Origin of the sequence: Negativicoccus succinicivorans, from assembly GCF_018372215.1 — a bacterium.
In the GTDB taxonomy this organism is placed as follows: Bacteria; Bacillota; Negativicutes; order Veillonellales; family Negativicoccaceae; genus Negativicoccus.
This window is the reverse complement of sequence record NZ_JAHAJN010000004.1, coordinates 1-22,576: the sequence shown is the minus strand read 5'-3', so window position 1 is coordinate 22,576 and position 22,576 is coordinate 1. Positions and strand designations below refer to the sequence as shown.

The window sequence follows — 22,576 nt, the reverse complement described above, 5'->3', positions numbered from 1 at the left end:
CGCAATGGCGCGTGTTGACATTCCCGAGACTTTGTGATACGCTTTGGCTAATTAAAAAAAGCAATGCCACGAAGGAGAATATCCGTAACCGAAGGCGCAGAGAGCAGGCGGTGGTGCAAGCCTGTCCGTACGTTACGAGGTTCCGCTCCGGAGCAACAGGTGAAGAGCCTAGCGGGCACGCCCGATACAGCGTAACAAAGTTGGCCGTAGGCAATTTGGGTGGCACCGCGAGATCTCTCGTCCCAGTGAGGATGGGAGCTTTTTTATTGCAGCAAATATTCGCCACATTCCGCTCGTTATTCACGACATGGTGCGCGCTATGAGGGGTGTGAGCGGGGAAGATTTATATGACAGAACGCGTATTTAATTTTCATGCCGGACCGGGCGCGCTGCCGGCAGAAGTACTTCAACAGGCCGCCGCGGAAATGATGAACTACCGTGACACCGGCATGGGCGTTATGGAGCTTTCGCATCGCAGCGACGCGTATCAGCGCTTACATCAGGACGCGCGGCAGCGATTGCGTAAATTGCTCGAGATACCCGCGACGCACGATGTTCTTTTTCTGCAGGGAGGAGCCAGTCATTAATTCGTGATGATTCCGGCGAATTTCGCCAAAGGCGGTCGGCTCGGCTATGCCGATACCGGCATCTGGGCCAAGAATGCGATGCAGCAGGCGAGTTTGTACGGCGCGACTTACAAAGTGACGGATGCGAGCGCGGGCGGGTACCGCGCGATTCCCATGGATTTCCATGTGAAAGAAGACACATCCTACGTGCATATTACGTCGAATAATACGATTTACGGTACGGCGTACCGGGACTTTCCGAAGCTCGACGTGCCGCTCGTCGCCGATATGAGTTCGGATTTGCTGTCGCGGTCGCTTGATGTCGGACAGTTTGGCTTGATTTACGCGGGCGCGCAAAAAAATATTGGGATCGCCGGCGTGACGATCGTCATTATTGATCGCGACTGGATGGCCAAGGGCAATGAACGCTTGCCGAAAATTTTACAATACCGCACGCATGCCGAGGCGGACTCGATTTTCAATACGCCGCCGACGTACGCGATATATGTTTTGGGACTCGCGTTGCAATGGGTCGAAGCGCAGGGCGGTGTGGCGGAAATGGACCGCCGCGCGCAGGCGAAGTCCGAGCGGATCTACGAAGTGCTCGACCGTTATCCCGAAGTTCATCGGCCGCACGCCGAACGCGCGTGCCGATCGCGGATGAACGCAGTGTTTGCATTGTGTGATGAAGCCAAGACGGAAGGTTTTGTACGGGCAGCGGCCGAAGCTGGCTTTGTCGGCATCCAAGGGCATCGTCGCGTCGGCGGGTTGCGCATCTCGCTCTACAATGCCGTACCCAGGGAAGGGGTCGAAAAACTGGCCGACTGGCTGGACGATTATGCGCAACGGCACCGGTAACGAAACGTATATTTCATGCGCAACGGTGCGGCCGATGAGCGCCGGAACGGCAAAAAGAGACGGGAGGGATGCCGATGTTACGATTGTTGTTAGCGCGGCACGGCGAGACGAAATGGAATCTTGAAGGACGCTACCAGGGGCAGGTCGATACCGAACTTTCCGCTCGCGGACATACGCAGGGCCAAAAGCTTGGCGAGAGCTTACGCGCGGTGCCGATCGACGAGGTATTGGCGAGTCCGTTACGCCGCGCGCGGGAGACGGCGGAGTATTGCGCGAAGTGGCACGGACTTCCCGTCGTTGCCGACGCGGACTTGGCGGAGATCGCTCACGGCGCCTGGGAAGGGAAATTGGTGGCGGAAGTCGCGCACGCCGACGGTGATCGTCTCACCGCCTGGCGCACAAAGCCGCAGACGGTGACGATGCCGCAAGGCGAATCGCTGCATGATGTCGCGCGGCGTGTCGAGCGCGCGTTGGCGCGCTACCGTACGCAGTATGACGGTAAAACGCTGCTGGTGGTGGCGCATGACGCGGTGAACAAGGTGGCGCTTTGCCGGATTCTTGGGCTCGATCTCAGCCATTTTTGGCAGATTCAACAGGATAACGGTTGTGTCAATGTGCTGACTTACGACGGCGGCTGGCGAGTGCTCGCGGTCAATGTCAATACGCACCTCGGCTATTTGTACAGCCAAACGGAGCAAAAAAGCCTTTAATACCGTCTTTACAAAGACGTGAGATAAAGTTTATTTAAAAATAAAAAGGAGCGATATTATGCTGGATATCAAATGGATTCGTGAAAATGCCGATCGCGTACGGGAAAATTTGAAAAATCGTCATCATGACGCCGATGTGGATGAAATTATCCGCTTGGACGAAGAACGCCGCACGCTGCTCGCGGAAGTGGAGCAATGGAAAGCCGATCGCAACGCGGCGAGTAAGGAAATTGCCAAATGCAAAAAAGAGGGCGGCGACGCATCCGAGATCATCGCCCGCATGAAAAAAGTCAGCGATGCGATCACGGGCCATGATCAACGGTTGCGTGGCGTGGAGGAAAAACTCCATCAACAGATGCTTGAAATTCCGAATATTTGCGATGCCAGCGTACCGGTGGGCGAAGATGAAAACGATAATGTCGAAGTGCGTCGCTACGGTACACCGCGCGAATTCGGCTTTGAAGTGAAAGCCCATTGGGATATCGGCGCAGGTCTGGGTATTTTGGATCCGGAAACGGCCGCGAAAGTTACGGGTACGCGCTTCCACTACTACCTCGGCGCGGGCGCGCAACTGGAACGCGCGGTGTACAATTTCATGCTGGATATGCACACGCAGGAATTCGGTTTTACCGAAGTCATTCCGCCGTACATCATCAATGAAGACAGCATGGTCGGCACCGGTCAGTTGCCGAAGTTCGCGGAAGACATGTTCAAGTTGGAAGGTTTGCCGTACTACCTGACACCGACGGCGGAAGTGCCGCTGACGAATTTCCATCGCGATGAAATTATCAACGGCGAAGTTTTACCGCAGCGGCTCTGCGCTCTTACGCCGTGCTTCCGCGCGGAAGCGGGATCGGCGGGACGCGATACGCGCGGCCTGATTCGCCAGCACCAGTTCCACAAGGTGGAAATGGTCAAATTCGCCAAGCCGGAAGAATCCTACGAGGAACTTGAATCCATGACGCTCGAAGCGGAACAGATCTTGCGCCGCCTGGCGTTGCCGTATCGCGTCATCACCCTTTGCACCGGTGATATCGGCTTCTCCGCCGCGAAGACATATGACATCGAAGTGTGGATGCCCGCCCAGGAAACCTATCGTGAAATTTCTTCCTGCTCGAACTGCGAAGCGTTCCAGGCGCGTCGTGCCAATATCAAATTCCGTCGCAGCGCCAAAGATAAACCTGAGTACGTACATACTTTGAACGGTTCGGGTCTTGCCGTCGGGCGCACGGTCGCGGCGATTTTGGAAAATAATCAGCAGCAGGACGGCTCGGTCATCGTACCGAAAGCCCTGCGTCCGTACATGCACGGTTTGGAAGTGATCACGCCGGTTAAGCCGCTGCACTAATCTTACTGTCGCATCTCTTACTGACAACCGCCCCGCTCGAGGGGCGGTTGTCATTTTGACGGTGATATGGTAATATTTATTTTATGAGTATATGAAAATGAGATTGCTATGACTGCATTTAAAGGAGGACATATTTAGATGAAAGTAGAAGTTAAACCGGTAGATCAGCACCAGGTATCTTTGTTGATTGAAGTACCGGCGGATGCTGTGAACCAAGGTATCCAATCGGCAGTACAACGTATCAGCAACCAGGTAACCATCCCGGGTTTCCGCAAAGGTAAAACGCCGCGCAAAATTTTGGAAGCGCATTTCGGTAAAGACGCGATCATGGCGGAAGCCAGCGATCTGATCGTCAATAAATACTACGACGAAGCGTTGCGCGAACAGAATTTGGTGCCGGTTACCCGCGCCGATATCGACGTGGAACAGTTTGAAGAAGGCAAGGACATGAAATTCAAAGCCACCTTCATCAAAAAACCGGAAGTCAAATTGGGCGACTACAAAGGATTGAACGTCGAACATAAACATCAGAAAGTCACCGATAAAATGGTCGACGAACAGCTGGAAGCCATTGCCAAACAGCACGCTAAACTGACCGTCGCCGAAGGCGCGGAGTTGGCGAACGGCGATTTGGCGATGATCGACTTCAAAGGCTCGATCGACGGTAAACCGTTTGACGGCGGCGAAGGCAAATCCTATCCGCTCGAAATCGGTTCCGGCAGCTTTATTCCGGGTTTTGAAGAGCAACTGATCGGCCACAAAGCGGGCGATGAAGTAACGGTCAAAGTACAGTTCCCGAAAGAATATTTCGTGCAGGAACTCGCCGGCAAAGATGCGGAATTTGCGGTCAACGTGTTGGACGTAAAACGCCGCGAAATGCCGGAGCTGAACGATGAATTTGCGAAAACCGCGAGCTCGTTCGAAACGCTTGCTGAATTGAAAGCAATGGTTCGTCAACAGATGCAGGAGCACATTGACAACCATGACCGCGAAGAGTTCCAGAACAAGCTGATCAAAACGGCGGTAGACAACGCGGAAACGGATATTCCGAATGCGATGGTGGAAAGCCGCATCGATCAGATGATCGAAGAGCTCAAACTGAATTTGGAAAGCCGCAACATGAAATTTGAAGACTACTTGGAACAGTCGAAAAATTCGCTGGAAAAATTGCGTGAAAACTATCGCGAAGCGGCTCTTACCAATGTCAAAACGGACTTGGTACTGGAAGCTGTTTGCCAAGCGGAAGATATTCATGTAACGCCGGAAGATATGAACATGGAAGTGTACCAGATGGCGCAGAACTTCGGCGCCGACCCGAAAGACGTCTGGGGCATTATCCAAAAAGAAGGACGCATTTCGATGCTCGCGGGTACCGTAGCGCGTCGTAAAGCGGCGGCCTTCATCATCAACAACGCGAAACATGATCATGATCATGAGGAAGTAGCGGAAAAAGAAGAAAAAGCGAAACCGTCTGACGCCGAAGCGGCGAAAGAGGAAAAACCGGCGAAAAAAGCAGCGGCAAAAAAAGTTGCTAAAGATGCAGACAACGAAGAAAAGGACGCTGAAAAAGCGGAAAAATAAGACCGTCGTTTTCTTCCGTAAAGAATAACGAGGTGGATTCATTGAATTATGTACCGATTGTGGTAGAGCAAACGGCGCGGGGCGAACGTTCCTATGACATTTACTCCCGTCTGCTCAAAGACCGCATTGTCTTTTTAGGGGGTCCGATTGACGACAATGTCGCCAACATCGTGATCGCTCAACTGTTATTTTTGGAAGCGGAAAGTCCGGATAAAGACATTCACATCTATGTGAACAGTCCCGGCGGCGTCGTTACCGCAGGTCTTGCGATTTACGACACCATGCAATACATCAAGCCCGACGTCTCGACGATTTGCGTCGGTTCGGCGGCCAGTATGGGCGCCGTTCTCTTGGCGTCCGGCGCGACCGGCAAACGCTACGCGTTGCCGCATTCGCGCGTGATGATTCATCAGCCGCTCGGTGGCGTGCAGGGACAGGCGACGGAGATTGAGATCCATGCCCGCGAAATCCTGCGCATGCGCGAAGAACTGAACAATATTTTGGCACGCCACACGGGGCGTACGCTCGATGAAATCAATAATGATACCGAACGTGACCATTTCCTTTCGGCGGAAGAAGCGTTGAAATACGGTCTGGTTGACGAAGTTCTCGATCGTCCGTTGCCCCCGCCGGGTGCCGCGACAAAATAAGGAGGACATGTGCGCAATACTACTGCTACACCACCGGTCTGCAGTTTTTGCGGCCGGTCCAACGATGAAGTCAAAAAATTAATCGCCGGTCCCGGGGTCTATATCTGCGATGAATGTATCGGCGTGTGCGAACACATTTTGCAAGAAGAATTGCGCGCCGAACACAAAGCGGGCGCGGCGGAACTGGTAGTGCCTTTGCCGCGTGAAATCAAAGACCAACTGGACCAATACGTTATCGGTCAGGAGGACGCCAAGAAAAGCTTGGCGGTCGCCGTGTACAACCATTACAAACGGTTGCAGAGCGATATCGATTCCGATGACGTTGAATTGCAAAAATCCAATATCATGCTGATCGGTCCGACCGGCAGCGGTAAAACGCTGCTCGCGCAAACGCTGGCGCGGTTTCTGAATGTGCCGTTCGCGATTGCCGACGCGACCAGTCTGACGCAGGCAGGCTATGTCGGCGACGACGTGGAAAATATTTTGCTGCGACTGATTCAGGCGGCGGATTACGATATCGAACGCGCGCAGCGCGGGATTATCTATATCGACGAGATCGATAAAATCGCGAAACGCACGGAAAATACATCGATCACGCGCGATGTTTCCGGGGAAGGCGTGCAGCAGGCGCTGCTCAAGATTTTGGAGGGCACTGTCGCAAGTGTTCCTCCGCAGGGCGGGCGCAAGCACCCCAACCAGGAAATGATCATGATCGATACGACGAATATTCTCTTCATTTGCGGCGGCGCGTTTGACGGGATCGACCGTTACATTTCGCGACGTATGGCGAAAAAGACGATCGGTTTCGGCGCGGATATCGTCCGCAAAGAGGAAAAAAATGTGGCGGAAATCCTGACGCATGTGCAGCCGGAAGACCTGCTGAATTTCGGTTTAATTCCCGAGTTCATCGGTCGTTTGCCCGTGCTTGTCACGCTCGATCCGTTGGATAAAAAAGCCTTGCTCAGAATTTTGACGGAGCCGAAGAATGCGCTTGTCAAGCAATACCGTAAATTGCTGGAAATGGACGGCGTGGATCTGACGTTTACGCCGGACGCGCTTTCCGCCATTGCCGACGAAGCGCTCGCGCGCAACACCGGCGCGCGCGGTTTGCGAGCCATCATTGAGAAAGTGATGCGCAACGTGATGTTTGAGGTGCCGACGCTGAAGAACGTGAAGCAGGCGACGGTGACAAAAGAAACCATTCAGGACGGAGCGGAGCCGGAACTGGTATATCGCTCGCAGGTTGAGTAAAAACGGGTTCCTCCGGGAACCCGTTTGTTTTGTAAATCATCAGATAAGGAGGGAATATGGCGCAAAAGGAAATCGAGGGCAGCATGAAATTTCCGCTGTTGCCTTTACGTGACGTCACGCTTTTCCCCCAGATGGTGACCGGTATCGAAGTCGGTCGACTGCAATCGGTAGCCGCCGTGCGCGAGGCGATGCAGGGCGACGGCTATGCGGTCTGCGTGATGCAGCGTCACGCGGATACGGATAACCCGGGCATTGACGACTTGTATACGATCGGTACCATCGGTAAAATAAAACAAATCTTGCAGCTGCCGGACGGCGTGCTGCGTGTACTTTTGGAAGGGGTTACGCGAGTTCACTTGCTAGATATCGAAGCGACGGGTGCGTGGCAAACGGCGGAAGTGATCGACTGCGTGCTTGAAGAAAGCGATTCACCTCTGTTGGAAACTTATCGCCGCGATGTGGTTAAGCGGTTCGGCGAGTGGTTGGAGCACGCCCAAATCACGATGGAAAACGATGCGCTTGCGCAATTTGAAGCATTGACGGACCCGGGTGAAGTGGCTGACTTCGTCACGATGTACTTGCCGCTTGCACCGGCCGTACGGCAGCGTATTCTCGCGGAACTTTCCGTAGAGCGTAGGCTGGTGGCCGTACGCAAATTTCTCTTGGCGGAGCAGGAAATCGCCGCGCTGGAGAAAAAGCTGAACGCGGAAGTTCGCCAAGGCATGGATAAAAATCAGCGCGAATACTATTTGCGTGAAAAATTGCGCGTTATTCGTGACGAGCTCGGCGATCACATGGAGATTGACGAGGAAGTTGACGAGTACCGTAAAAAGTTGGCGGCGATCGAGCTGCCCGCCGCGTCCGCGGAAAAAATTGAAAAAGAAATCAAACGTCTGGAAAAAACGCCGCCTTTGACACCGGATGCGGCCGTTTTGCGCAACTATCTGGACTGGATCTTTGACTTGCCGTGGAACACGGAAAGCACGTTCGCGACCGATCTGAAAGAAGCGCAGGCGGTACTGGACGCGGACCATTTCGGTTTGACGAAAATCAAAGAGCGGATCTTGGAACATTTGGCGGTGCGGCAGTTGACGCAATCGCAAAAAGGACCGATTCTTTGCTTTGTCGGGCCGCCGGGCACCGGTAAAACCAGTTTGGCGCAATCGATTGCGCGTGCGCTCGGCGCGGAATTTACCCGTGTTTCGCTCGGCGGCGTGCACGACGAATCGGAAATCCGCGGCCATCGCCGTACGTATATCGGCGCGTTACCCGGACGACTGATTCAGGGTATTGCGCGCGCGAAGACGAAAAATCCGGTATTTTTGCTGGATGAAATTGACAAGCTCGGTAACGATTTTCGCGGTGATCCCGCCTCGGCTTTACTGGAGGCGCTCGACCCGCAGCAAAACGGCACGTTCAGCGATCATTTCATCGAATTGCCGTTCGATTTTTCCAATGTCTTTTTCATTACCACGGCCAACACGACCAATTCGATTCCGGAGCCGCTGTTGGATCGTATGGAAGTCATTACGCTTTCGGGTTATACCGAAGAAGAAAAAGTGGAAATCGCCAAACGTTACCTTTTGCCGCGGCAAATCAAGGAAAACGGTCTGGCGAAAAGCGACGTGCGCCTCAGTCAGGCGGTGCTGCGCCGCTTGATTCGCGATTACACGCGCGAAGCGGGCGTACGTCACCTGGAACAGGTGATCGGCAGCGTTTGCCGAAAATTGGCGAAACGTAAAGTGATGCGGGAAGAAGCGCTCACTGTCACCGTCAAAAATCTCGAAACCTTGTTGGGACCGGCGCGGTACCTGACTCCGCCGCAAGATCGTCGCGACGAAGTGGGACGCGTGACGGGACTCGCCTGGACGCAGGTCGGCGGGGAAGTTTTGAACACGGAAGTGACGGCGTTTAGCGGGTCTGGTAAAATGATCTTGACAGGCCAGCTCGGCGACGTGATGAAAGAATCCGCGCAGGCGGCGTACACCTATGTGCGCAGTCGGGCGGAAGAGTTGCATCTGGCAGCTGATTTTTATCGCACGATCGATATTCACATCCATTTACCCGAAGGCGCGATCCCGAAAGACGGACCGTCGGCGGGCATCACGATGGCGACCGCTATCGCCTCGGCCGTGACGAAATGTCCGGTACGAGCCGATACCGCGATGACGGGTGAAATCACCTTGCGTGGACAGGTGCTTGCCGTCGGCGGCATCAAAGAAAAGGTGCTGGCGGCGCATCGGGCCGGTATTCGCCGGATTCTTTTACCGAAAGAAAACCGCCGCGATCTGGCGGATATTCCGCAGAGCGTGCGTGACGATTTGGTTTTCCATTTCGTTTCCCATATGGATGAAGTGCTGCAGCAGGCTATGTCTGAACCGGTAAAACAGAAACGGGGTGAGGCGTAACGATGGCAGAGGAATCATTTCGTATTGTAGAATCATCCTACTTGTTATCCGCGGTGAAATTATCGCAATGCAAGAAAGATGATTTGAAAGAGATCGCCTTTATCGGCCGATCCAATGTCGGAAAATCATCACTCATTAACTCGTTGTGCAATCACCGGGGACTGGCGATGGTCAGTCGCGAACCCGGTAAAACGCGCACAATTAATTATTTTTCCATTCGCTCGAAACAAGCTGTCGACGGCGCGGGCGATGCAGGCGAAAGCGAACAGAATTGGTACCTGGTAGACTTGCCGGGGTACGGATTTGCGAAGACCGGTCACGAGAATCGTGATGCGTGGTCGGGTTTTATTGCCGATTATGCGGCGAACTCGCGACACTTGGCATTGATGTGTCTGTTGATCGATTTGCGGCATCCCCAGTTGCCGATTGATAAAAAAGCGTACCAGTGGCTGCGCGGCTTGGGTATGCCCCTGCAAGTCATCGGCACGAAAGCCGATAAACTCGGGCAAAGCGATCGCCAGAAAAATATTCGGACGATCGCGCATGAATATCCGGGTGACTATCCGCCGCTGATGTATTCATCGAAAAATCATCTGAATCGTCAGGCTTTATTGCAAGTGATTCAGGGGTTTGTGGTCGATCCGCAGGAGGCGTCGCATGCATAAAAAAGTCGCCGCGCTGTTGCTCGGCATCGGTATCGGCATGATGCCGTGGGCAACGTTTGCGTATAATCACTACGCGCCGAACTCGTTTGATGAAGTGGAACGCTACACCGAAGGGTATCAGGCGGCGGCGACGTTGATTGAAGCGGGAGCCGCTCCCGGTTACGACGCGACGTTGCTCGAACGTCCGCATTTGACGCGCTTTGAGTTGGCGCGCGCCGTGGCGGCGATGCTGCGCGAAGGTTATTTGACTCCGGCGCAGCGGGAAGCATTGGCGCCGACGCAAAAAGAATACGCGCGCGAACTCAATGCGTTAGGCGTCGGGACCGAGTCCAAACCGCGCGGTAACATTGAAATCAGCGGCGATTTACGTTTGCGCCACACCGAAGGAACGGAGTTCGGCAATGATGCGCGGGTGCGCATTGGCGCCGTCTATACGACGAACTCAAAAGTAACAACGGCTGAATAACGGATTTTCGGACAATAAAAAAACGGCTCGGATGAGCCGTTTTTTGTTTACCAAAGTTTCCATGAAGTCGGAACGTACAGCAAATCGGTAATGCCGTGCGGCGCCGGTTGCACCAGGAAGAGACACAACACAGCGAGAACGACAAGACCGAGCGCAATCGGGTTGGCTTCGCCGCGTTCGCTGACCTGATAGTAGCCGAAGAGCCGAATGGCGATCGTCGCCGCCAGCGCCGTGATCAAACCGGAAAGGCTGATGATGCCGTAGACGATATTGGCCGCGACAAAAGTGAGAAACACGACCGGAACAGTGACTATCGCCAAGTAGCGGGCAAGTGTCGAGACGCGTTGACGTTTGAGATCGCGCAGCCAATCGCTCCATTCGAGACCGCAGAAACCGAGCAGGAACCAGGCCGCATAAATCACCGCATCCCAAGTGGTCTGCAAGCGTTTACGATTTTTGCCGAGCCAGAAAATGAGACCCGTGGCGATCAGGATCAGGACCCCGCAAATCAAGTAATAGTACGGCGCGGGAATCACGGACAGCGCCAACAGACCGAGCAGCGCCGGAATGAAACCGCAGACGGAATATTTTACGAGCGTCATGCGTGTCGGGCGCTGATCAATCGGTAACTCCAGATAGAGCATCGCCAGGACCTCCATCAGGAAGAAACCGACGAAGGACGCGATCGCGTAAAACGGATTGGCGACGAGCGTGAAAGCGACAAACAGCACCGGAATTAAAATTCGCCAGCCCTTAAAAATTCGTAACGTTTTGAAGCTTAAGCGTTCTCCCTGCGTATGAATAGTCAACTGCATAAACGCGAGGAAGGTCAGCATCATGCCGATCGTTTGCATCGGCGTAGCGCCTAAATACAGAAAACAGCAAAGCACCAAAGCCGACAGGTTGGCGCCGGTGAAACGCGCGAGTAACGCGCAAAAAAAGCCGATGTTCAAATACGGCAACGTGGCGAACAAGAAATCCATAATTAACTCCTTTAATCTCTATTAATATTCTTTAAGTATAACGGAGTGGCTGTCGACTTTCAAGTAATGAATGACAAATCAACGCATGGAATTAATTATTTGCAGGAGCGCGCATTCTTGCTACAATAAAGGCAGAGCATTTACTGACAGAGATCCTGGAGGGGATAGTATGGCGCAAACAATTATGGTGACCTATGCGTCGCAAACAGGCAATACCAAACAGGTAGCGGAAGCCATTGCGGATGAATTGGGCGTTTCGGCCGTACCGATGGAAGCTGCGGATCCGTCCCAAGCGGAGTGCATCGCGGTAGGATTTTGGGTGCACGCCGGTAAGCCTTGTGAAGAAGCAACACGCTTTCTGGAAAGTCTTGCAGGGAAAAAAGTGTTTTTGTTCGGCACGATGGGAGCGAAACCATCGGAAGAGCATGCGATTCTGAGCGCGCGGGCGGCGCGTGACATGATCGCGGAACGCAACTTGCTCTTGGGACAATTCATCTGCCAGGGTAAATTGGCGGATACGATTCAAAAAGAAGTGACCACGTTGGTTCGCTTTCCGTACGGTGAGCCCGTGACATTGACGCGAGACATGATGGCGGACTCGGCGTCGCATCCGGATGCGGCGGATTTTGAGGCGGCTCGTCAAGAGGCCCGCAAGGCATTTGCCAAAGTACGCCGGTAAGTTCCGCTTGTCGCCGCGACAAGGACTCTGTAAAGCGAGGCCATAATGAATCAAAAACGGAAACGAAAATGGATGATCGTCGTCGGCGTGATCGTTGTGCTGGCCGCGGCCGTATTGTTGTTGCGCGGATTCGGTGAGAAAACGCCGAAGACGGTGAAAACGACGCAGCAGCTGACATATACGGACAGTTTGGAACGGGAAGTGACTTTTAACGCGCCTACGCAGCGCGTGATTGCGCTGGATAATATCGAAGCCAAAATTGTGGACGCGTTAGGCGTGACGCCGTTGGCGGTTACGACGCATGCGAGTTTACCGCAACGCTTGGCGGAGAAGTGGAAGGCGTTGCCGCAATTAAGCGCGCAACCGAATCCGGCGGAAATCGCCGCTCTCTCGCCGGATATCGTTGTCGGTCCGGCCGCGCATGTGTCGCCGGAGTGGATCGCTTCTCTCACGGAAGATAATGTGCCCGTGCTTTTTTGGAAAACGGAATCGTTGGCGGATATTGAAAATCGGATTTATTTCTGGGGCGCTGTTTTGGGAAGAGAACCGGCCGCGGAAAAAATTGTCCACAATATGGAAACGAGCATTGAAAAAACACGTAATGCATTCGCATCGGTGCCTCCGAAACATGTGTTGATTATTGATGTGAATGACAACGGTGTAGGCGCCTGTGACAGTCATACGCTGATCGGAAACTTGGCGCAGCTGATTCCGATGGTCAACCTGGCCGATGAATTAGCGGATGTGCCGCGTGACAGGGAAGGCTTGATCCCGATCGAAAACGTGATAAAGGCCAACCTGCAACCGCAAGCCGTGATCGTTCTGCGCGAACAGGATGCGGCATCGCCGGGAGCCGCGGCTTGGGAAGAGTTGGAATCGTCCGCTTATTGGCAAACATTGCCGGCGCTGGCATCCGGCAATGTAACGATGTTTACCGATGACGAGATCTCCGCTACGGTAAGCGTGCGGGCGGCGGACGCTGTCGCACTGCTTGCGAAAACTTTATACGGACCGCGCGATTCGTAACGAACACGCTGATCAAAGAGAGGCGATCGCCTCTCTTTTTTTGTATCGTCGTTTCGTGAAGGTAACGCAAACCACTGTGTTATAATAACTTTATCTGAAATCAGAAAAGTTTGGGGGGAGTCAATGGGAATATTCGGTGAAAAGTTAAAAGAAGTGAGTCAGTCAGTGTTGCCGATTGTAATATTGATTTTTTTGCTCCATGTTTTTTTGGCGCCGCTGTCGTTTGATATTTTGCTGCGTTGCGTGGTAGGTACGGCGCTGATTATCTTGGGATTGACCGTGTTTCACGTCGGCGTGGAAATCGGCGTCAGTCCGATCGGGATGCATTTAGGTCATGCCGTAACGAAGTACGGCAAAATGATTATGGTCGTCATGAGCGGTCTTGTCCTCGGCTTTGCCATATCGATGGCGGAGCCGGATCTGCGAATTTACGGACAGCAGGTAGAATTATTTACATCGGGGGACATGACGGAAAAGATGCTGGTGTACGCGGTGTCGGCGGGAATTGCCGTTACGCTGGCATTCGGATTATGGAGGATCGTCCGCTCCCTGGCGCTGAAACATGTGTTTTTCCTGTTTTACGCAATGATTGGTCTGCTTTGCCTTTTGGTGCCGCGTGAATTTATTGCGCTTTCGTTTGACGCCTCCGGCACCACGACAGGGGCAATGACGGTACCTTTTTTCCTAGCATTGGCCGCCGGCGTTTCCGGTTTTAAGTCGTCGGACTCGGTGGCCGCCGAAGAAGACAGCTTCGGCTTGGTCGGGATCGCCTCCGCGGGCGCGATCCTGGGCGTGCTGCTGATGGCGGTTGTCACCGCGCAGCAACCGCTCGGGGCGAGTGTGACAGTGCCGGATCAGGCGGCGTTGGAACCGTTTTGGCAAAGTCTCGCTTATTTGGTTCCGCATATGTTTTGGGAAGTCTTTTTAAGTATTTTACCGGTTACACTGCTTTTTTACTTAGCGCATTTTTTTATAGAAAAAGTGCAGGGCGCGGAATTTTTCCGAATTAACGCGGGTGTCGTCTATACCTACCTCGGTCTCGTGATTTTTATGACCGGCGTCAATTTCGGTTTTAACCGAGCGGGCTATGAGTTGGGGATGGAGATCGCCCGACTGGAAGGATCGGTTGTTTTGGTGCTCGTCGGTTTGGTCATCGGTCTCGTTGTTATTTTGGCGGAACCGGCCGTGTTTCCGCTCGTCAACCAGATCGAGGATATCACCAGCGGCTATGTACCGCGCAAGTTGGTCTTAATCGCGTTATCACTCGCGGTTGGCAGCGCGGTGGCATTCTCGATGCTGCGCATTGTGTTGCCGGGGCTGGAATTGTGGCATATGCTGCTGCCCGGATATTTGATCGCGATTGCGTTATCGTACTTCGTGCCGAACCTCTTTGTCGGCATGGCGTTTGATTCGGGCGGTGTCGCGTCCGGCCCGATGGCGGCTACATTCGTATTGAGTTTTGCCAGCGGCGCGGCGCGACACTTTCCGGGCGCGGATGTGTTTTTGGACGGATTCGGTGTCGTGGCGTTGATTGCGATGATGCCGATAGTCGCCTTGCAACTTCTGGGCATGGTCTTTCAATGGAAACAGAAACGGGGGAACGAGGCATGAGGGAAAGCTGCTATTGGATAATGGTCTTTGTGTTGAATCACGGCGAGGGCGCGGATCTGAGCGCGGCGTTTCATCATGAACACGTCAGCGGCGTCACCGTGATGCCGGCCAAAGGCACGATCTCGAACTCCTTTTTAGCCAAACTGGGAGTACGGGAAATTCGCAAAGACTTGGTATTCGCCATTGAAGAACGCAAGCGGGCGCGTGTGCTTTTGCCGCAAATGGTTGAACGTTTCAAACTGGGGAAGAAAAATCGCGGGATCGCCTACGCGCTTCCTATTACCGGTATCTACGGATCGCATACGCTGAACGAATGCAAAATCGAAAAGAAGGAAGGGGAAGACATTATGTGGCAGGTCATTTATACGGTCGTTGAGAAAGGGTTAGCCAACACCGTCGTTGAAGCGGCAGGATCCGCCGGGGCGCGCGGCGGCACGATTCTGCGCGGTCGCGGTTCGGCGTCGCGCAATACCACGATGATTTTCGACTTCCCGATTGAACCGGAAAAAGAAGTCGTCATGGTTTTAGCGCCGCAAGAGAAAGTGCAAAATATTGTCGATGCTATTTCCAACAAATTACACATCGATGAGCCGGGGCATGGAATTATTTTTGTACAGGATGTGGCGGCCGCTTACGGCCTGGTCGAGCAAAAATAAAACTTGACTTGCCGGTATCGATTCTATATAATTGAAAAGTCGTAGTGTGTGACTATGACACAACCGCTCGAAGAGGTTTTCAAAGCGAACGCTACCATATTCGGCGAGTCTGGTTATAGAGGAGGTGCAACTATGTACGCAATTATTCAAACCGGTGGTAAACAGTACCGTGTCGAAGAAGGCAAAGTTATTACGGTCGAAAAGCTCGCGCAGGCAGCGGATGAAGCGATCGAATTTGCCGACGTGTTGTCCGTGGTAGACGGTGACAACATCCAGTTTGGCGCTCCTTTCGTTAAAGGGGCCACGGTCAAAGGCAAAGTGCTTACACAGGGGCGCGGTAAAAAGATCCGTGTCTTCAAGTACAAATCGAAATCGAATTATCGTCGTCGCCAAGGTCACCGTCAGCCTTTCACCAAAGTCCTGATAGAATCGATCGCTTTGGCGTAAGCCATGATCCTGGTAGAGACACAGGTAACGGACGGGGTATATACGGGTTTTTCCGTCAGCGGACATGCGGATTATGCCGAACACGGCTCCGACATTGTCTGCGCGGCGGTTTCCGCCGTGACATTAACAACGGCCGGCGGTCTTAAAAATGTGGCGAAATTTCGCGGACATTATGAGACGCAGTCGGGGATGCTCACGGTTCAACTTGCGGATGCGCCGGATGCCCGTTCCCAATTACTGATTGAAACTATGCTGAACGGATTGCGCCAAATTCAGGCGCAGTATCCCGAACGGCTCACCATTGCAGAAAGACGGAGGTGAAACCATGTTTACATTTGATTTACAGTTATTTGCTCATAAAAAAGGACAAAGTAGTACGCGTAACGGTCGTGATTCCCAAAGCAAACGCCTCGGTGTCAAAGTTCACGACGGTCAGATGACTAAAGCCGGTGCGATTATTGTTCGTCAACGCGGCACGAAGTTCCATCCGGGTACCAATGTGGGTATCGGCAAAGATGACACGTTGTTTGCGAAAACGCCCGGCGTGGTCTCCTTTGAACGTCTGGGACGCCACCATCGTCAGGTCGTAGTTCGTCCGGTCGAAGCGTAACAGAAATAAAACGCCCGTATGGGCGTTTTTTTATTACGAAAAAGAGTGAAAAATTTCGCTTCTGCGGCGCATTGTGGTAAAATGAAAAAATATTAGGGTAAAGGAAGTGGAGTCATTGGCAACGAACTGGCATGTCATCGGCGCCTTCGCCATTTATTTGGGCGTGATGGTCTATATCGGCGTGTATTATTATCGCCGTTCAAACGAGCTGAGTGATTATATTTTAGGTGGGCGGAGCTTGGGTCCGTGGATCACCAGCATGAGTGCGGAAGCATCCGATATGAGCGGTTGGATGCTGATGGGACTGCCGGGACTTGCGTATTTGTCGGGGCTGCCCGCGATGTGGACTGCCGTCGGTCTGGCGCTCGGCACATGGGCGAACTGGGTGTTTATTTCCAAGCGCTTGCGTAACTACACCGAGATTGCCAATGACAGCTTGACGATTCCCGATTTCTTGAATAATCGCTTTCATGATCACAGCAACATGCTGAACCTGGTTTCGGCGATTTTTACCTTTATTTTCTTTTTAATTTATACGTCGTCCGGTTTTGTCGCCGGCGGCAAATTGTTTGAAACGGTGTTCGGACTGCCGTATGTCTGGTCGTTGCTGATTACCGCGGGAGTGGTTATTTCCTATACATTTCTGGGCGGCTTCATGGCGGTCAGCTGGACCGATTTCATTCAAGGAATCATGATGTTCTTTGCCATTCTCATGGTGCCGATGGCAGGGATGTTTGCACTGGGGGGCTTCGAAGAGACCATGGCTCGTTTGCAGGCGACGGTGCCCGGGCATTTTGCTCTTTTTGATCCGGCCATCGGTACGGGCGCGACGATTATCATGTTGATTTCATCGCTGGGCTGGGGACTCGGATACTTCGGCCAACCGCACATTCTGGTGCGTTTTATGGCGATTCAGAATGCGGATGAATTGCATAAAGCCACTCGCATTGCCATGACTTGGGTCATTATTTCGCTCGCGGCGGCAGTCGCGGTCGGTTTTGTCGGTCGCGTTTACTGGCCGACGTTCTTGGAAGGCGCGGACGCGGAGCGGATTTTCCTGCTGATGAGCAGCTCGTTGTTTACTCCCTTCGTCGGCGGTTTTATTTTGTCGGCAGTCTTGGCGGCGATCATGAGCACATCCTCGGCGCAGCTTTTAGTGACGTCGGCGACGATCTCGAAAGACTTTTATAAAAATTTCGTGCATCGCGGCGCCGGTGAGCGTGAATTGGTCTATGTCAGTCGATTGACGGTACTGTTGGTGGCGGCCTGCGCGATTTTGCTCGCGCTCAATCCGAACAGCTACATTTTGAACATCGTTGCCTATGCCTGGGCGGGCTTCGGTTCCGTTTTCGGACCGGTTGTGGTGTTGGCGCTTTTTTGGCGGAGGATGACGCGCAACGGCGCGTTGGCCGGCATGCTTGTCGGCGGTATTACCGTACTCGTGTGGAAACAATTTGAGTGGTTCGGTTTATATGAAATCGTTCCGGGTTTCTTATTCGCGTCGCTGGCCATCATCGCGGTGAGCTTGTTGGATGCGCCGCCGCATAAAGGAATCACGGATGATTTTGATGAAGCCAATCGTCGCCATATTCTCGGCTGAGTGTTTTTTTCGTCGCATTCTCTTATACTGTAAGTAAAGGGGAGGGGAGTGTATGGAAACGATCGATTGGAGCAAATTGACGCCGGAAGAACGTGTCGAGCAGTATGCTATTGAAAATTATAAGCACGGCTTAAACTGTGCAGAATGCGTGCTCTCCGCGTTGCAGCGCGAGGGAGCGCTGGACATTCTCAAAGAAGCGGTCGGTATGGGAGTCGGTTTCGGTGCCGGCATCGGCCTTTCGGGACTAACTTGCGGGGCGTTATCGGCTGTCGTCTTGGCGAACGGACTGCGGTACGGTCGGAAGGATCCGTATACCGTTCCGGAAGAGGAGCGAGGCAAGGAGGGCGCCGGTAAATATTACCGACGTTACCATGCGATCGTGCGTGATTTTGTCGCGGAAAACGATCGCATGGTGCATGGGAATTGCGGGAGCGTCGCATTCATTGCCTGCAACTGATCGGACGCGCGGCGCGACTCGCCTATCGGTACTTGCAGATACCGCAAGAGGAGGCCTTTGAACTGCCGTACGAAGGCAAGACGATGAAACAGTTTGACGGCGCGAAACCGGAAACATTGCCATATCCCACGCCGCATTTGGTCATCAGAAAATAAATAATGAAATTCTAATCTTGGCAAAGAAATGTCGTTTTGGCAATAAAAAAGGACACAGGGCATTGTCTCTGTGTCCTTTTTTGAGAGGGGTGGTTAAACACCCGGTAACGTGTGATAGATAAATGCGATAAACAGGAGCTTTATGAATAAAAATTATTGACATGTTTGATTCGCAATGATATACTATTTGAGTGTCTGTAATGATATAAGTTTTATTACTTGCGCACTAAACGACGGAAAGGATGAGACCGATGGACTTGAAAGAATTGGCCCAACAGCCTTTTGTTGTCGGGGCGAAGGAAGTCGGCCGCGCGGTTCGTGACGGCCGCGCCAAAGAAGTATGGCTGGCCCACGACGCACAAGAGCGGATTACCCAACCCTTGCTGCTTTTGTGTCAGGAACAGGGCGTGTCGGTGGTCGCGACGTACAGCCGTGCCGAGCTTGGTGAGGCGTGCAAGTTGCCGGTCAAGGCGGCGGCGGTCGCAATCCTTTGCAGCTAGTCTGATTTTGGTAATATTTTTTGCCGTCATCTGACGGTGGGAAATCAATTATAAATATTCATGATTGAGGAAGGAGGGAATTCTAATGCCGACAATTAACCAGTTGGTTCGCAAAGGTCGTGGGACTTTGCAGGAAAAATCCAAAACTCCGGCGCTGAAAAACAGCCCGCAGAAACGTGGTGTTTGCACTCGTGTGTACACTGCTACGCCGAAGAAACCGAACTCCGCGTTGCGTAAGGTGGCGCGTGTACGTTTGACGAACGGCATCGAAGTATCGGCTTACATCCCGGGGATCGGTCACAACTTGCAGGAACACAGCGTTGTCTTGATCCGCGGCGGTCGTGTCAAGGACTTGCCGGGTGTTCGTTATCATATTGTTCGCGGTGCTCTGGACACAGCAGGTGTACAGGGGCGCATGCAATCGCGCTCGAAATATGGCGCTAAATCCGCGCAGAAATAATACGATAACAAATACCATTATATAAGGAGGAACTGACATGCCGAGAAAAGGCCCCGTACCGAAACGTGACGTTCTGCCGGATCCCGTGTATGGATCGAAGGTAGTTACGCGTTTCATCAATAAAGTAATGCTGGATGGCAAAAAAGGCATTGCGGAAGGTATCGTCTACGATGCTTTCGATATTATTCGCTCGAAAACGGGCAAAGACCCGTTGGAAGTTTTTGAACAGGCGTTGGAAAATGTTATGCCTGTCTTGGAAGTACGTGCTCGCCGCGTCGGCGGTGCGAACTACCAGGTGCCGGTTGAAGTCCGTTCGGATCGCCGTTTAACCTTAGGCATCCGCTGGATGGTCGGCTATGCTCGCCAGCGCAGCGAACGCACCATGCGGGAACGCGTTGCCGGTGAATTGATGGATGCGGCCAACAACACGGGCGCAGCCATTAAGAAGAAAGAAGAGACACATAAGATGGCGGAAGCAAACAAAGCGTTTGCCCACTATCGTTGGTAGTTATGAAAGGAATCTATCGTGGCTAGAGAATTTACATTACAAAATACTCGCAATATCGGCATCATGGCGCACATTGATGCCGGCAAGACCACGACCACGGAACGTATTCTGTTTTACACGGGACGCGTGCACAAAATCGGTGAAACACACGAAGGTGCCGCTACCATGGACTGGATGGACCAGGAACAGGAACGCGGGATTACGATCACGTCCGCGGCGACGACTTGCCACTGGAAAGGCAATCGTATCAATATTATCGACACGCCCGGTCACGTGGATTTTACGGTCGAAGTTGAGCGCTCTTTGCGCGTGCTCGACGGCGCGGTCGCGGTGTTTGACGCGAAAAGCGGTGTAGAACCGCAATCGGAAACGGTTTGGCGTCAGGCGGATCACTACGGTGTACCGCGTATCGCATTCATCAACAAGATGGATACGACGGGTGCGGATTTCTACGCAGCCGTTGAATCGATGAAAGAGCGCTTAGGCGCTAACGCTGTGCCGATCTCATTGCCGATCGGTGCGGAACAAGATTTTGAAGGCATCATCGATTTGATCAAGATGAAAGCTTACCATTATGAAGGCGATCACGGTATCGATATCGTTGAAGGCGAAATTCCGGCGGATATGTTGGATAAAGCCAAAGAATATCGCGCAAAGCTGATTGAAGCAGTAGCGGAAACCGATGACGATCTCATGATGAAATACTTGGAAGGCGAAGAACTCACTACCGAAGAAATTCAGGCGGGCATCCGTAAAGCGACGATTGCCACCACGATGAACCCGGTAGCCTGCGGTTCCGCTTACAAGAACAAAGGTGTTCAGGAATTATTGGATGCGATCATCGCGTACATGCCGGCTCCGACGGATGTACCGGCGATCAAAGGCGTCAACCCGGATACGGGAGAAGCGGACAGCCGTCCTTCGGACGATAACGCGCCGTTCTCGGCTTTGGCGTTTAAGATCATGACCGACCCCTATGTCGGTAAACTTTCATTCTTCCGCGTGTACTCCGGTACGCTCGAAGCGGGCTCCTACGTTTACAACGCGACGAAGGGCAAACGCGAACGTGTCGGCCGTGTCTTGATGATGCACGCTAACCACCGCAGTGAAATTGACAAAGTATACAGCGGCGATATTGCAGCGGCCATCGGTTTCAAAGATGTCACGACAGGCGATTCGCTCTGCGATGAAAAGAACCCGATCATTTTGGAAAAAATGGAATTTCCGGAACCGGTTATCTCCGTTGCGGTAGAACCGAAAACGAAAGCCGACCAGGAAAAAATGGGCATTGCACTGCAGAAACTGGCGGAAGAAGATCCGACGTTCAAAGTTCATACCGATGCCGAAAGCGGTCAAACGATCATTTCCGGCATGGGCGAACTTCACTTGGATGTGCTGGTTACCCGCATGTCGCGCGAATTTAAAGTCGAAAGCAACATCGGTAAACCGCAGGTTGCTTACCGTGAAACGATCCGCAAAGAAGTCGAATCGGAAGGTAAGTTCATACGTCAGTCCGGTGGTCGCGGTCAGTATGGCCACTGCTGGTTGAAACTCGAACCGATGGAGCCGGGATCCGGCTTCATCTTCGAAAACAAAATCGTCGGCGGTGTCATTCCGAAAGAATACATCGGACCGGTACAGGCCGGTGTGGAAGAAGCGATGCAGACCGGTGTTGTTGCGGGTTACCCGATGGTAGACATCAAAGTTACCGTTTTCGACGGTTCGTACCATGATGTCGACTCCTCGGAAATGGCCTTTAAGATTGCCGGTTCTATGGGCTTCAAAGCCGGCGCGCAAAAAGCGCAGCCGGTGCTCCTCGAACCGTACATGCGTGTCGACGTTGTCGTACCGGATGAATACATGGGCGACGTTATCGGCGACCTGAACTCCCGTCGCGGCAAAGTAGAAGGCATGGAACCGCGTCGCGGCGCGACGAACATTAAATCGTTCGTTCCGTTGTCCGAAATGTTCGGTTACGCGACCGACTTGCGTTCGAAGACGCAGGGCCGCGGTAACCACACCATGACGTTTGATCATTACGAAGAAGTGCCGAAAGCGGTCGCGGAAGAAATCGTCGCGCAGCGCAGCGGCAAAAAAGCATAATCATCACCTATTAGGAGGAAATTCAAATGGCAAAAGCACATTTTGAACGCAGCAAACCGCACGTTAATATTGGTACCATCGGTCACGTTGACCATGGTAAAACAACCCTGACCGCCGCGATCACGAAAGTTCTTTCGGAAAGCGGCAAAGCGGAATTCCAGGACTACAGCCAGATCGATAAAGCGCCGGAAGAACGCGAACGCGGTATTACCATCAACACCTCGCACGTAGAATACGAAACCGACAACCGTCACTACGCTCACGTAGACTGCCCGGGT

24 protein-coding genes, 1 pseudogene and 1 other annotated feature are annotated in these 22,576 nt (G+C 52.9%); of the genes and pseudogenes, 24 read left to right on the top strand and 1 reads right to left on the bottom strand.

Translation table 11 applies throughout. From position 1 onward, the window contains the following. Positions 1 to 347: 347 nt before the first annotated feature. From serC to KIB08_RS03130, 9 genes and pseudogenes are all read left to right on the top strand, one after another. A pseudogene (gene serC / locus KIB08_RS03170) lies at positions 348 to 1,424 on the top strand (3-phosphoserine/phosphohydroxythreonine transaminase). Between the two features lie 74 nt (positions 1,425 to 1,498). Further along, complete coding sequence (gene cobC / locus KIB08_RS03165) at positions 1,499 to 2,134, top strand: alpha-ribazole phosphatase (protein ID WP_303989505.1); 636 nt, start codon at positions 1,499 to 1,501, stop codon at positions 2,132 to 2,134. A gap of 58 nt (positions 2,135 to 2,192) precedes the next feature. Next, entirely contained in the window at positions 2,193 to 3,482 is a 1,290-nt protein-coding gene (gene serS, locus KIB08_RS03160) for a serine--tRNA ligase (protein ID WP_303989502.1), read from the top strand. 138 nt (positions 3,483 to 3,620) lie between these two features. Beyond that, complete coding sequence (gene tig, locus KIB08_RS03155) at positions 3,621 to 5,063, top strand: trigger factor (protein WP_303989500.1); 1,443 nt, start codon at positions 3,621 to 3,623, stop codon at positions 5,061 to 5,063. A 41-nt stretch (positions 5,064 to 5,104) separates the two neighbouring features. Next, complete coding sequence (gene clpP, locus KIB08_RS03150) at positions 5,105 to 5,713, top strand: ATP-dependent Clp endopeptidase proteolytic subunit ClpP (RefSeq protein ID WP_303989497.1); 609 nt, start codon at positions 5,105 to 5,107, stop codon at positions 5,711 to 5,713. Between the two features lie 9 nt (positions 5,714 to 5,722). Further along, on the top strand, positions 5,723 to 6,964 hold the full coding sequence (clpX, locus tag KIB08_RS03145) for an ATP-dependent Clp protease ATP-binding subunit ClpX (protein WP_303989494.1): 1,242 nt from the start codon (positions 5,723 to 5,725) through the stop codon (positions 6,962 to 6,964). Positions 6,965 to 7,020: 56 nt separating this feature from the next. Further along, on the top strand, positions 7,021 to 9,372 hold the full coding sequence (lon, locus tag KIB08_RS03140; RefSeq protein WP_303989492.1) for an endopeptidase La: 2,352 nt from the start codon (positions 7,021 to 7,023) through the stop codon (positions 9,370 to 9,372). 2 nt (positions 9,373 to 9,374) lie between these two features. Next, the gene (gene yihA / locus KIB08_RS03135; protein ID WP_303989489.1) at positions 9,375 to 10,037 is read left to right on the top strand and encodes a ribosome biogenesis GTP-binding protein YihA/YsxC; all 663 of its coding nucleotides are present in this window, start codon (positions 9,375 to 9,377) and stop codon (positions 10,035 to 10,037) included. Next, positions 10,030 to 10,503: a hypothetical protein gene (locus tag KIB08_RS03130; RefSeq protein WP_303989486.1), complete on the top strand. Its 474-nt coding sequence runs from the start codon at positions 10,030 to 10,032 to the stop codon at positions 10,501 to 10,503. Before yihA ends, KIB08_RS03130 begins: the two co-directional genes overlap by 8 nt. A 47-nt stretch (positions 10,504 to 10,550) precedes the next feature. Here KIB08_RS03130 and KIB08_RS03125 read toward each other — a convergent pair whose 3' ends face one another. Next, positions 10,551 to 11,486, bottom strand: coding sequence for a hypothetical protein (locus KIB08_RS03125; protein WP_159822946.1), 936 nt, complete (start codon positions 11,484 to 11,486; stop codon positions 10,551 to 10,553). A gap of 169 nt (positions 11,487 to 11,655) precedes the next feature. Here KIB08_RS03125 and KIB08_RS03120 point away from each other — a divergent pair, with 169 nt between their 5' ends. From KIB08_RS03120 to KIB08_RS03050, 15 genes are all read left to right on the top strand, one after another. Further along, the gene (locus KIB08_RS03120) at positions 11,656 to 12,165 is read left to right on the top strand and encodes a flavodoxin family protein (protein ID WP_303989480.1); all 510 of its coding nucleotides are present in this window, start codon (positions 11,656 to 11,658) and stop codon (positions 12,163 to 12,165) included. 45 nt (positions 12,166 to 12,210) lie between these two features. After that, on the top strand, positions 12,211 to 13,191 hold the full coding sequence (locus KIB08_RS03115) for an ABC transporter substrate-binding protein (RefSeq protein WP_303989478.1): 981 nt from the start codon (positions 12,211 to 12,213) through the stop codon (positions 13,189 to 13,191). A gap of 123 nt (positions 13,192 to 13,314) precedes the next feature. Next, positions 13,315 to 14,802, top strand: coding sequence for a DUF1538 domain-containing protein (locus KIB08_RS03110; RefSeq protein WP_303989475.1), 1,488 nt, complete (start codon positions 13,315 to 13,317; stop codon positions 14,800 to 14,802). After that, positions 14,772 to 15,458 (top strand): P-II family nitrogen regulator, encoded by a 687-nt coding sequence (locus KIB08_RS03105; protein ID WP_303989473.1) that lies wholly within the window; start codon positions 14,772 to 14,774, stop codon positions 15,456 to 15,458. Before KIB08_RS03110 ends, KIB08_RS03105 begins: the two co-directional genes overlap by 31 nt. A gap of 51 nt (positions 15,459 to 15,509) precedes the next feature. Further along, positions 15,510 to 15,579, top strand: a sequence feature (ribosomal protein L21 leader region). An 11-nt stretch (positions 15,580 to 15,590) separates the two neighbouring features. Next, positions 15,591 to 15,905, top strand: a complete 315-nt coding sequence (gene rplU, locus KIB08_RS03100) for a 50S ribosomal protein L21 (RefSeq protein WP_303989470.1) — start codon at positions 15,591 to 15,593, stop codon at positions 15,903 to 15,905. A 3-nt stretch (positions 15,906 to 15,908) separates the two neighbouring features. Continuing rightward, on the top strand, positions 15,909 to 16,226 hold the full coding sequence (locus KIB08_RS03095; RefSeq protein WP_303989468.1) for a ribosomal-processing cysteine protease Prp: 318 nt from the start codon (positions 15,909 to 15,911) through the stop codon (positions 16,224 to 16,226). A gap of 4 nt (positions 16,227 to 16,230) precedes the next feature. Further along, complete coding sequence (rpmA, locus tag KIB08_RS03090) at positions 16,231 to 16,515, top strand: 50S ribosomal protein L27 (protein ID WP_024048627.1); 285 nt, start codon at positions 16,231 to 16,233, stop codon at positions 16,513 to 16,515. A 166-nt stretch (positions 16,516 to 16,681) separates the two neighbouring features. Then, positions 16,682 to 18,115: a sodium/proline symporter PutP gene (gene putP, locus KIB08_RS03085; RefSeq protein ID WP_438362034.1), complete on the top strand. Its 1,434-nt coding sequence runs from the start codon at positions 16,682 to 16,684 to the stop codon at positions 18,113 to 18,115. 52 nt (positions 18,116 to 18,167) lie between these two features. Further along, entirely contained in the window at positions 18,168 to 18,572 is a 405-nt protein-coding gene (locus KIB08_RS03080; RefSeq protein WP_303989459.1) for a C-GCAxxG-C-C family (seleno)protein, read from the top strand. Further along, on the top strand, positions 18,539 to 18,727 hold the full coding sequence (locus KIB08_RS03075) for a hypothetical protein (protein WP_303989457.1): 189 nt from the start codon (positions 18,539 to 18,541) through the stop codon (positions 18,725 to 18,727). The genes KIB08_RS03080 and KIB08_RS03075 overlap by 34 nt, the downstream gene beginning before the upstream one ends. Positions 18,728 to 18,978: 251 nt before the next feature. Beyond that, positions 18,979 to 19,227 (top strand): L7Ae/L30e/S12e/Gadd45 family ribosomal protein, encoded by a 249-nt coding sequence (locus KIB08_RS03070; RefSeq protein ID WP_303989455.1) that lies wholly within the window; start codon positions 18,979 to 18,981, stop codon positions 19,225 to 19,227. A gap of 85 nt (positions 19,228 to 19,312) precedes the next feature. After that, a complete protein-coding gene (gene rpsL / locus KIB08_RS03065) occupies positions 19,313 to 19,687 on the top strand; it encodes a 30S ribosomal protein S12 (RefSeq protein WP_303989453.1) in 375 nt (124 codons plus the stop codon). A 37-nt stretch (positions 19,688 to 19,724) separates the two neighbouring features. Next, the gene (rpsG, locus tag KIB08_RS03060; protein ID WP_303989450.1) at positions 19,725 to 20,195 is read left to right on the top strand and encodes a 30S ribosomal protein S7; all 471 of its coding nucleotides are present in this window, start codon (positions 19,725 to 19,727) and stop codon (positions 20,193 to 20,195) included. An 18-nt stretch (positions 20,196 to 20,213) separates the two neighbouring features. Beyond that, the gene (gene fusA / locus KIB08_RS03055) at positions 20,214 to 22,298 is read left to right on the top strand and encodes an elongation factor G (protein ID WP_303989447.1); all 2,085 of its coding nucleotides are present in this window, start codon (positions 20,214 to 20,216) and stop codon (positions 22,296 to 22,298) included. Positions 22,299 to 22,324: 26 nt separating this feature from the next. After that, positions 22,325 to 22,576: GTP-binding protein (locus KIB08_RS03050; protein ID WP_303989444.1), on the top strand; the 252-nt coding region annotated here is incomplete at its 3' end.

Coding starts and splice junctions, on each gene's coding strand:
- cobC (WP_303989505.1), top strand. CDS start 1,499: ATGTTACGATTGTTGTTAGCGCGGCACGGCGAGACGAAATGGAATCTT.
- serS (WP_303989502.1), top strand. CDS start 2,193: ATGCTGGATATCAAATGGATTCGTGAAAATGCCGATCGCGTACGGGAA.
- tig (WP_303989500.1), top strand. CDS start 3,621: ATGAAAGTAGAAGTTAAACCGGTAGATCAGCACCAGGTATCTTTGTTG.
- lon (WP_303989492.1), top strand. CDS start 7,021: ATGGCGCAAAAGGAAATCGAGGGCAGCATGAAATTTCCGCTGTTGCCT.
- yihA (WP_303989489.1), top strand. CDS start 9,375: ATGGCAGAGGAATCATTTCGTATTGTAGAATCATCCTACTTGTTATCC.
- KIB08_RS03130 (WP_303989486.1), top strand. CDS start 10,030: ATGCATAAAAAAGTCGCCGCGCTGTTGCTCGGCATCGGTATCGGCATG.
- KIB08_RS03125 (WP_159822946.1), bottom strand. CDS start 11,486: ATGGATTTCTTGTTCGCCACGTTGCCGTATTTGAACATCGGCTTTTTT.
- KIB08_RS03120 (WP_303989480.1), top strand. CDS start 11,656: ATGGCGCAAACAATTATGGTGACCTATGCGTCGCAAACAGGCAATACC.
- KIB08_RS03115 (WP_303989478.1), top strand. CDS start 12,211: ATGAATCAAAAACGGAAACGAAAATGGATGATCGTCGTCGGCGTGATC.
- KIB08_RS03110 (WP_303989475.1), top strand. CDS start 13,315: ATGGGAATATTCGGTGAAAAGTTAAAAGAAGTGAGTCAGTCAGTGTTG.
- KIB08_RS03105 (WP_303989473.1), top strand. CDS start 14,772: ATGGAAACAGAAACGGGGGAACGAGGCATGAGGGAAAGCTGCTATTGG.
- rplU (WP_303989470.1), top strand. CDS start 15,591: ATGTACGCAATTATTCAAACCGGTGGTAAACAGTACCGTGTCGAAGAA.
- KIB08_RS03095 (WP_303989468.1), top strand. CDS start 15,909: ATGATCCTGGTAGAGACACAGGTAACGGACGGGGTATATACGGGTTTT.
- rpmA (WP_024048627.1), top strand. CDS start 16,231: ATGTTTACATTTGATTTACAGTTATTTGCTCATAAAAAAGGACAAAGT.
- putP (WP_438362034.1), top strand. CDS start 16,682: ATGGTCTATATCGGCGTGTATTATTATCGCCGTTCAAACGAGCTGAGT.
- KIB08_RS03080 (WP_303989459.1), top strand. CDS start 18,168: ATGGAAACGATCGATTGGAGCAAATTGACGCCGGAAGAACGTGTCGAG.
- KIB08_RS03070 (WP_303989455.1), top strand. CDS start 18,979: ATGGACTTGAAAGAATTGGCCCAACAGCCTTTTGTTGTCGGGGCGAAG.
- rpsL (WP_303989453.1), top strand. CDS start 19,313: ATGCCGACAATTAACCAGTTGGTTCGCAAAGGTCGTGGGACTTTGCAG.
- rpsG (WP_303989450.1), top strand. CDS start 19,725: ATGCCGAGAAAAGGCCCCGTACCGAAACGTGACGTTCTGCCGGATCCC.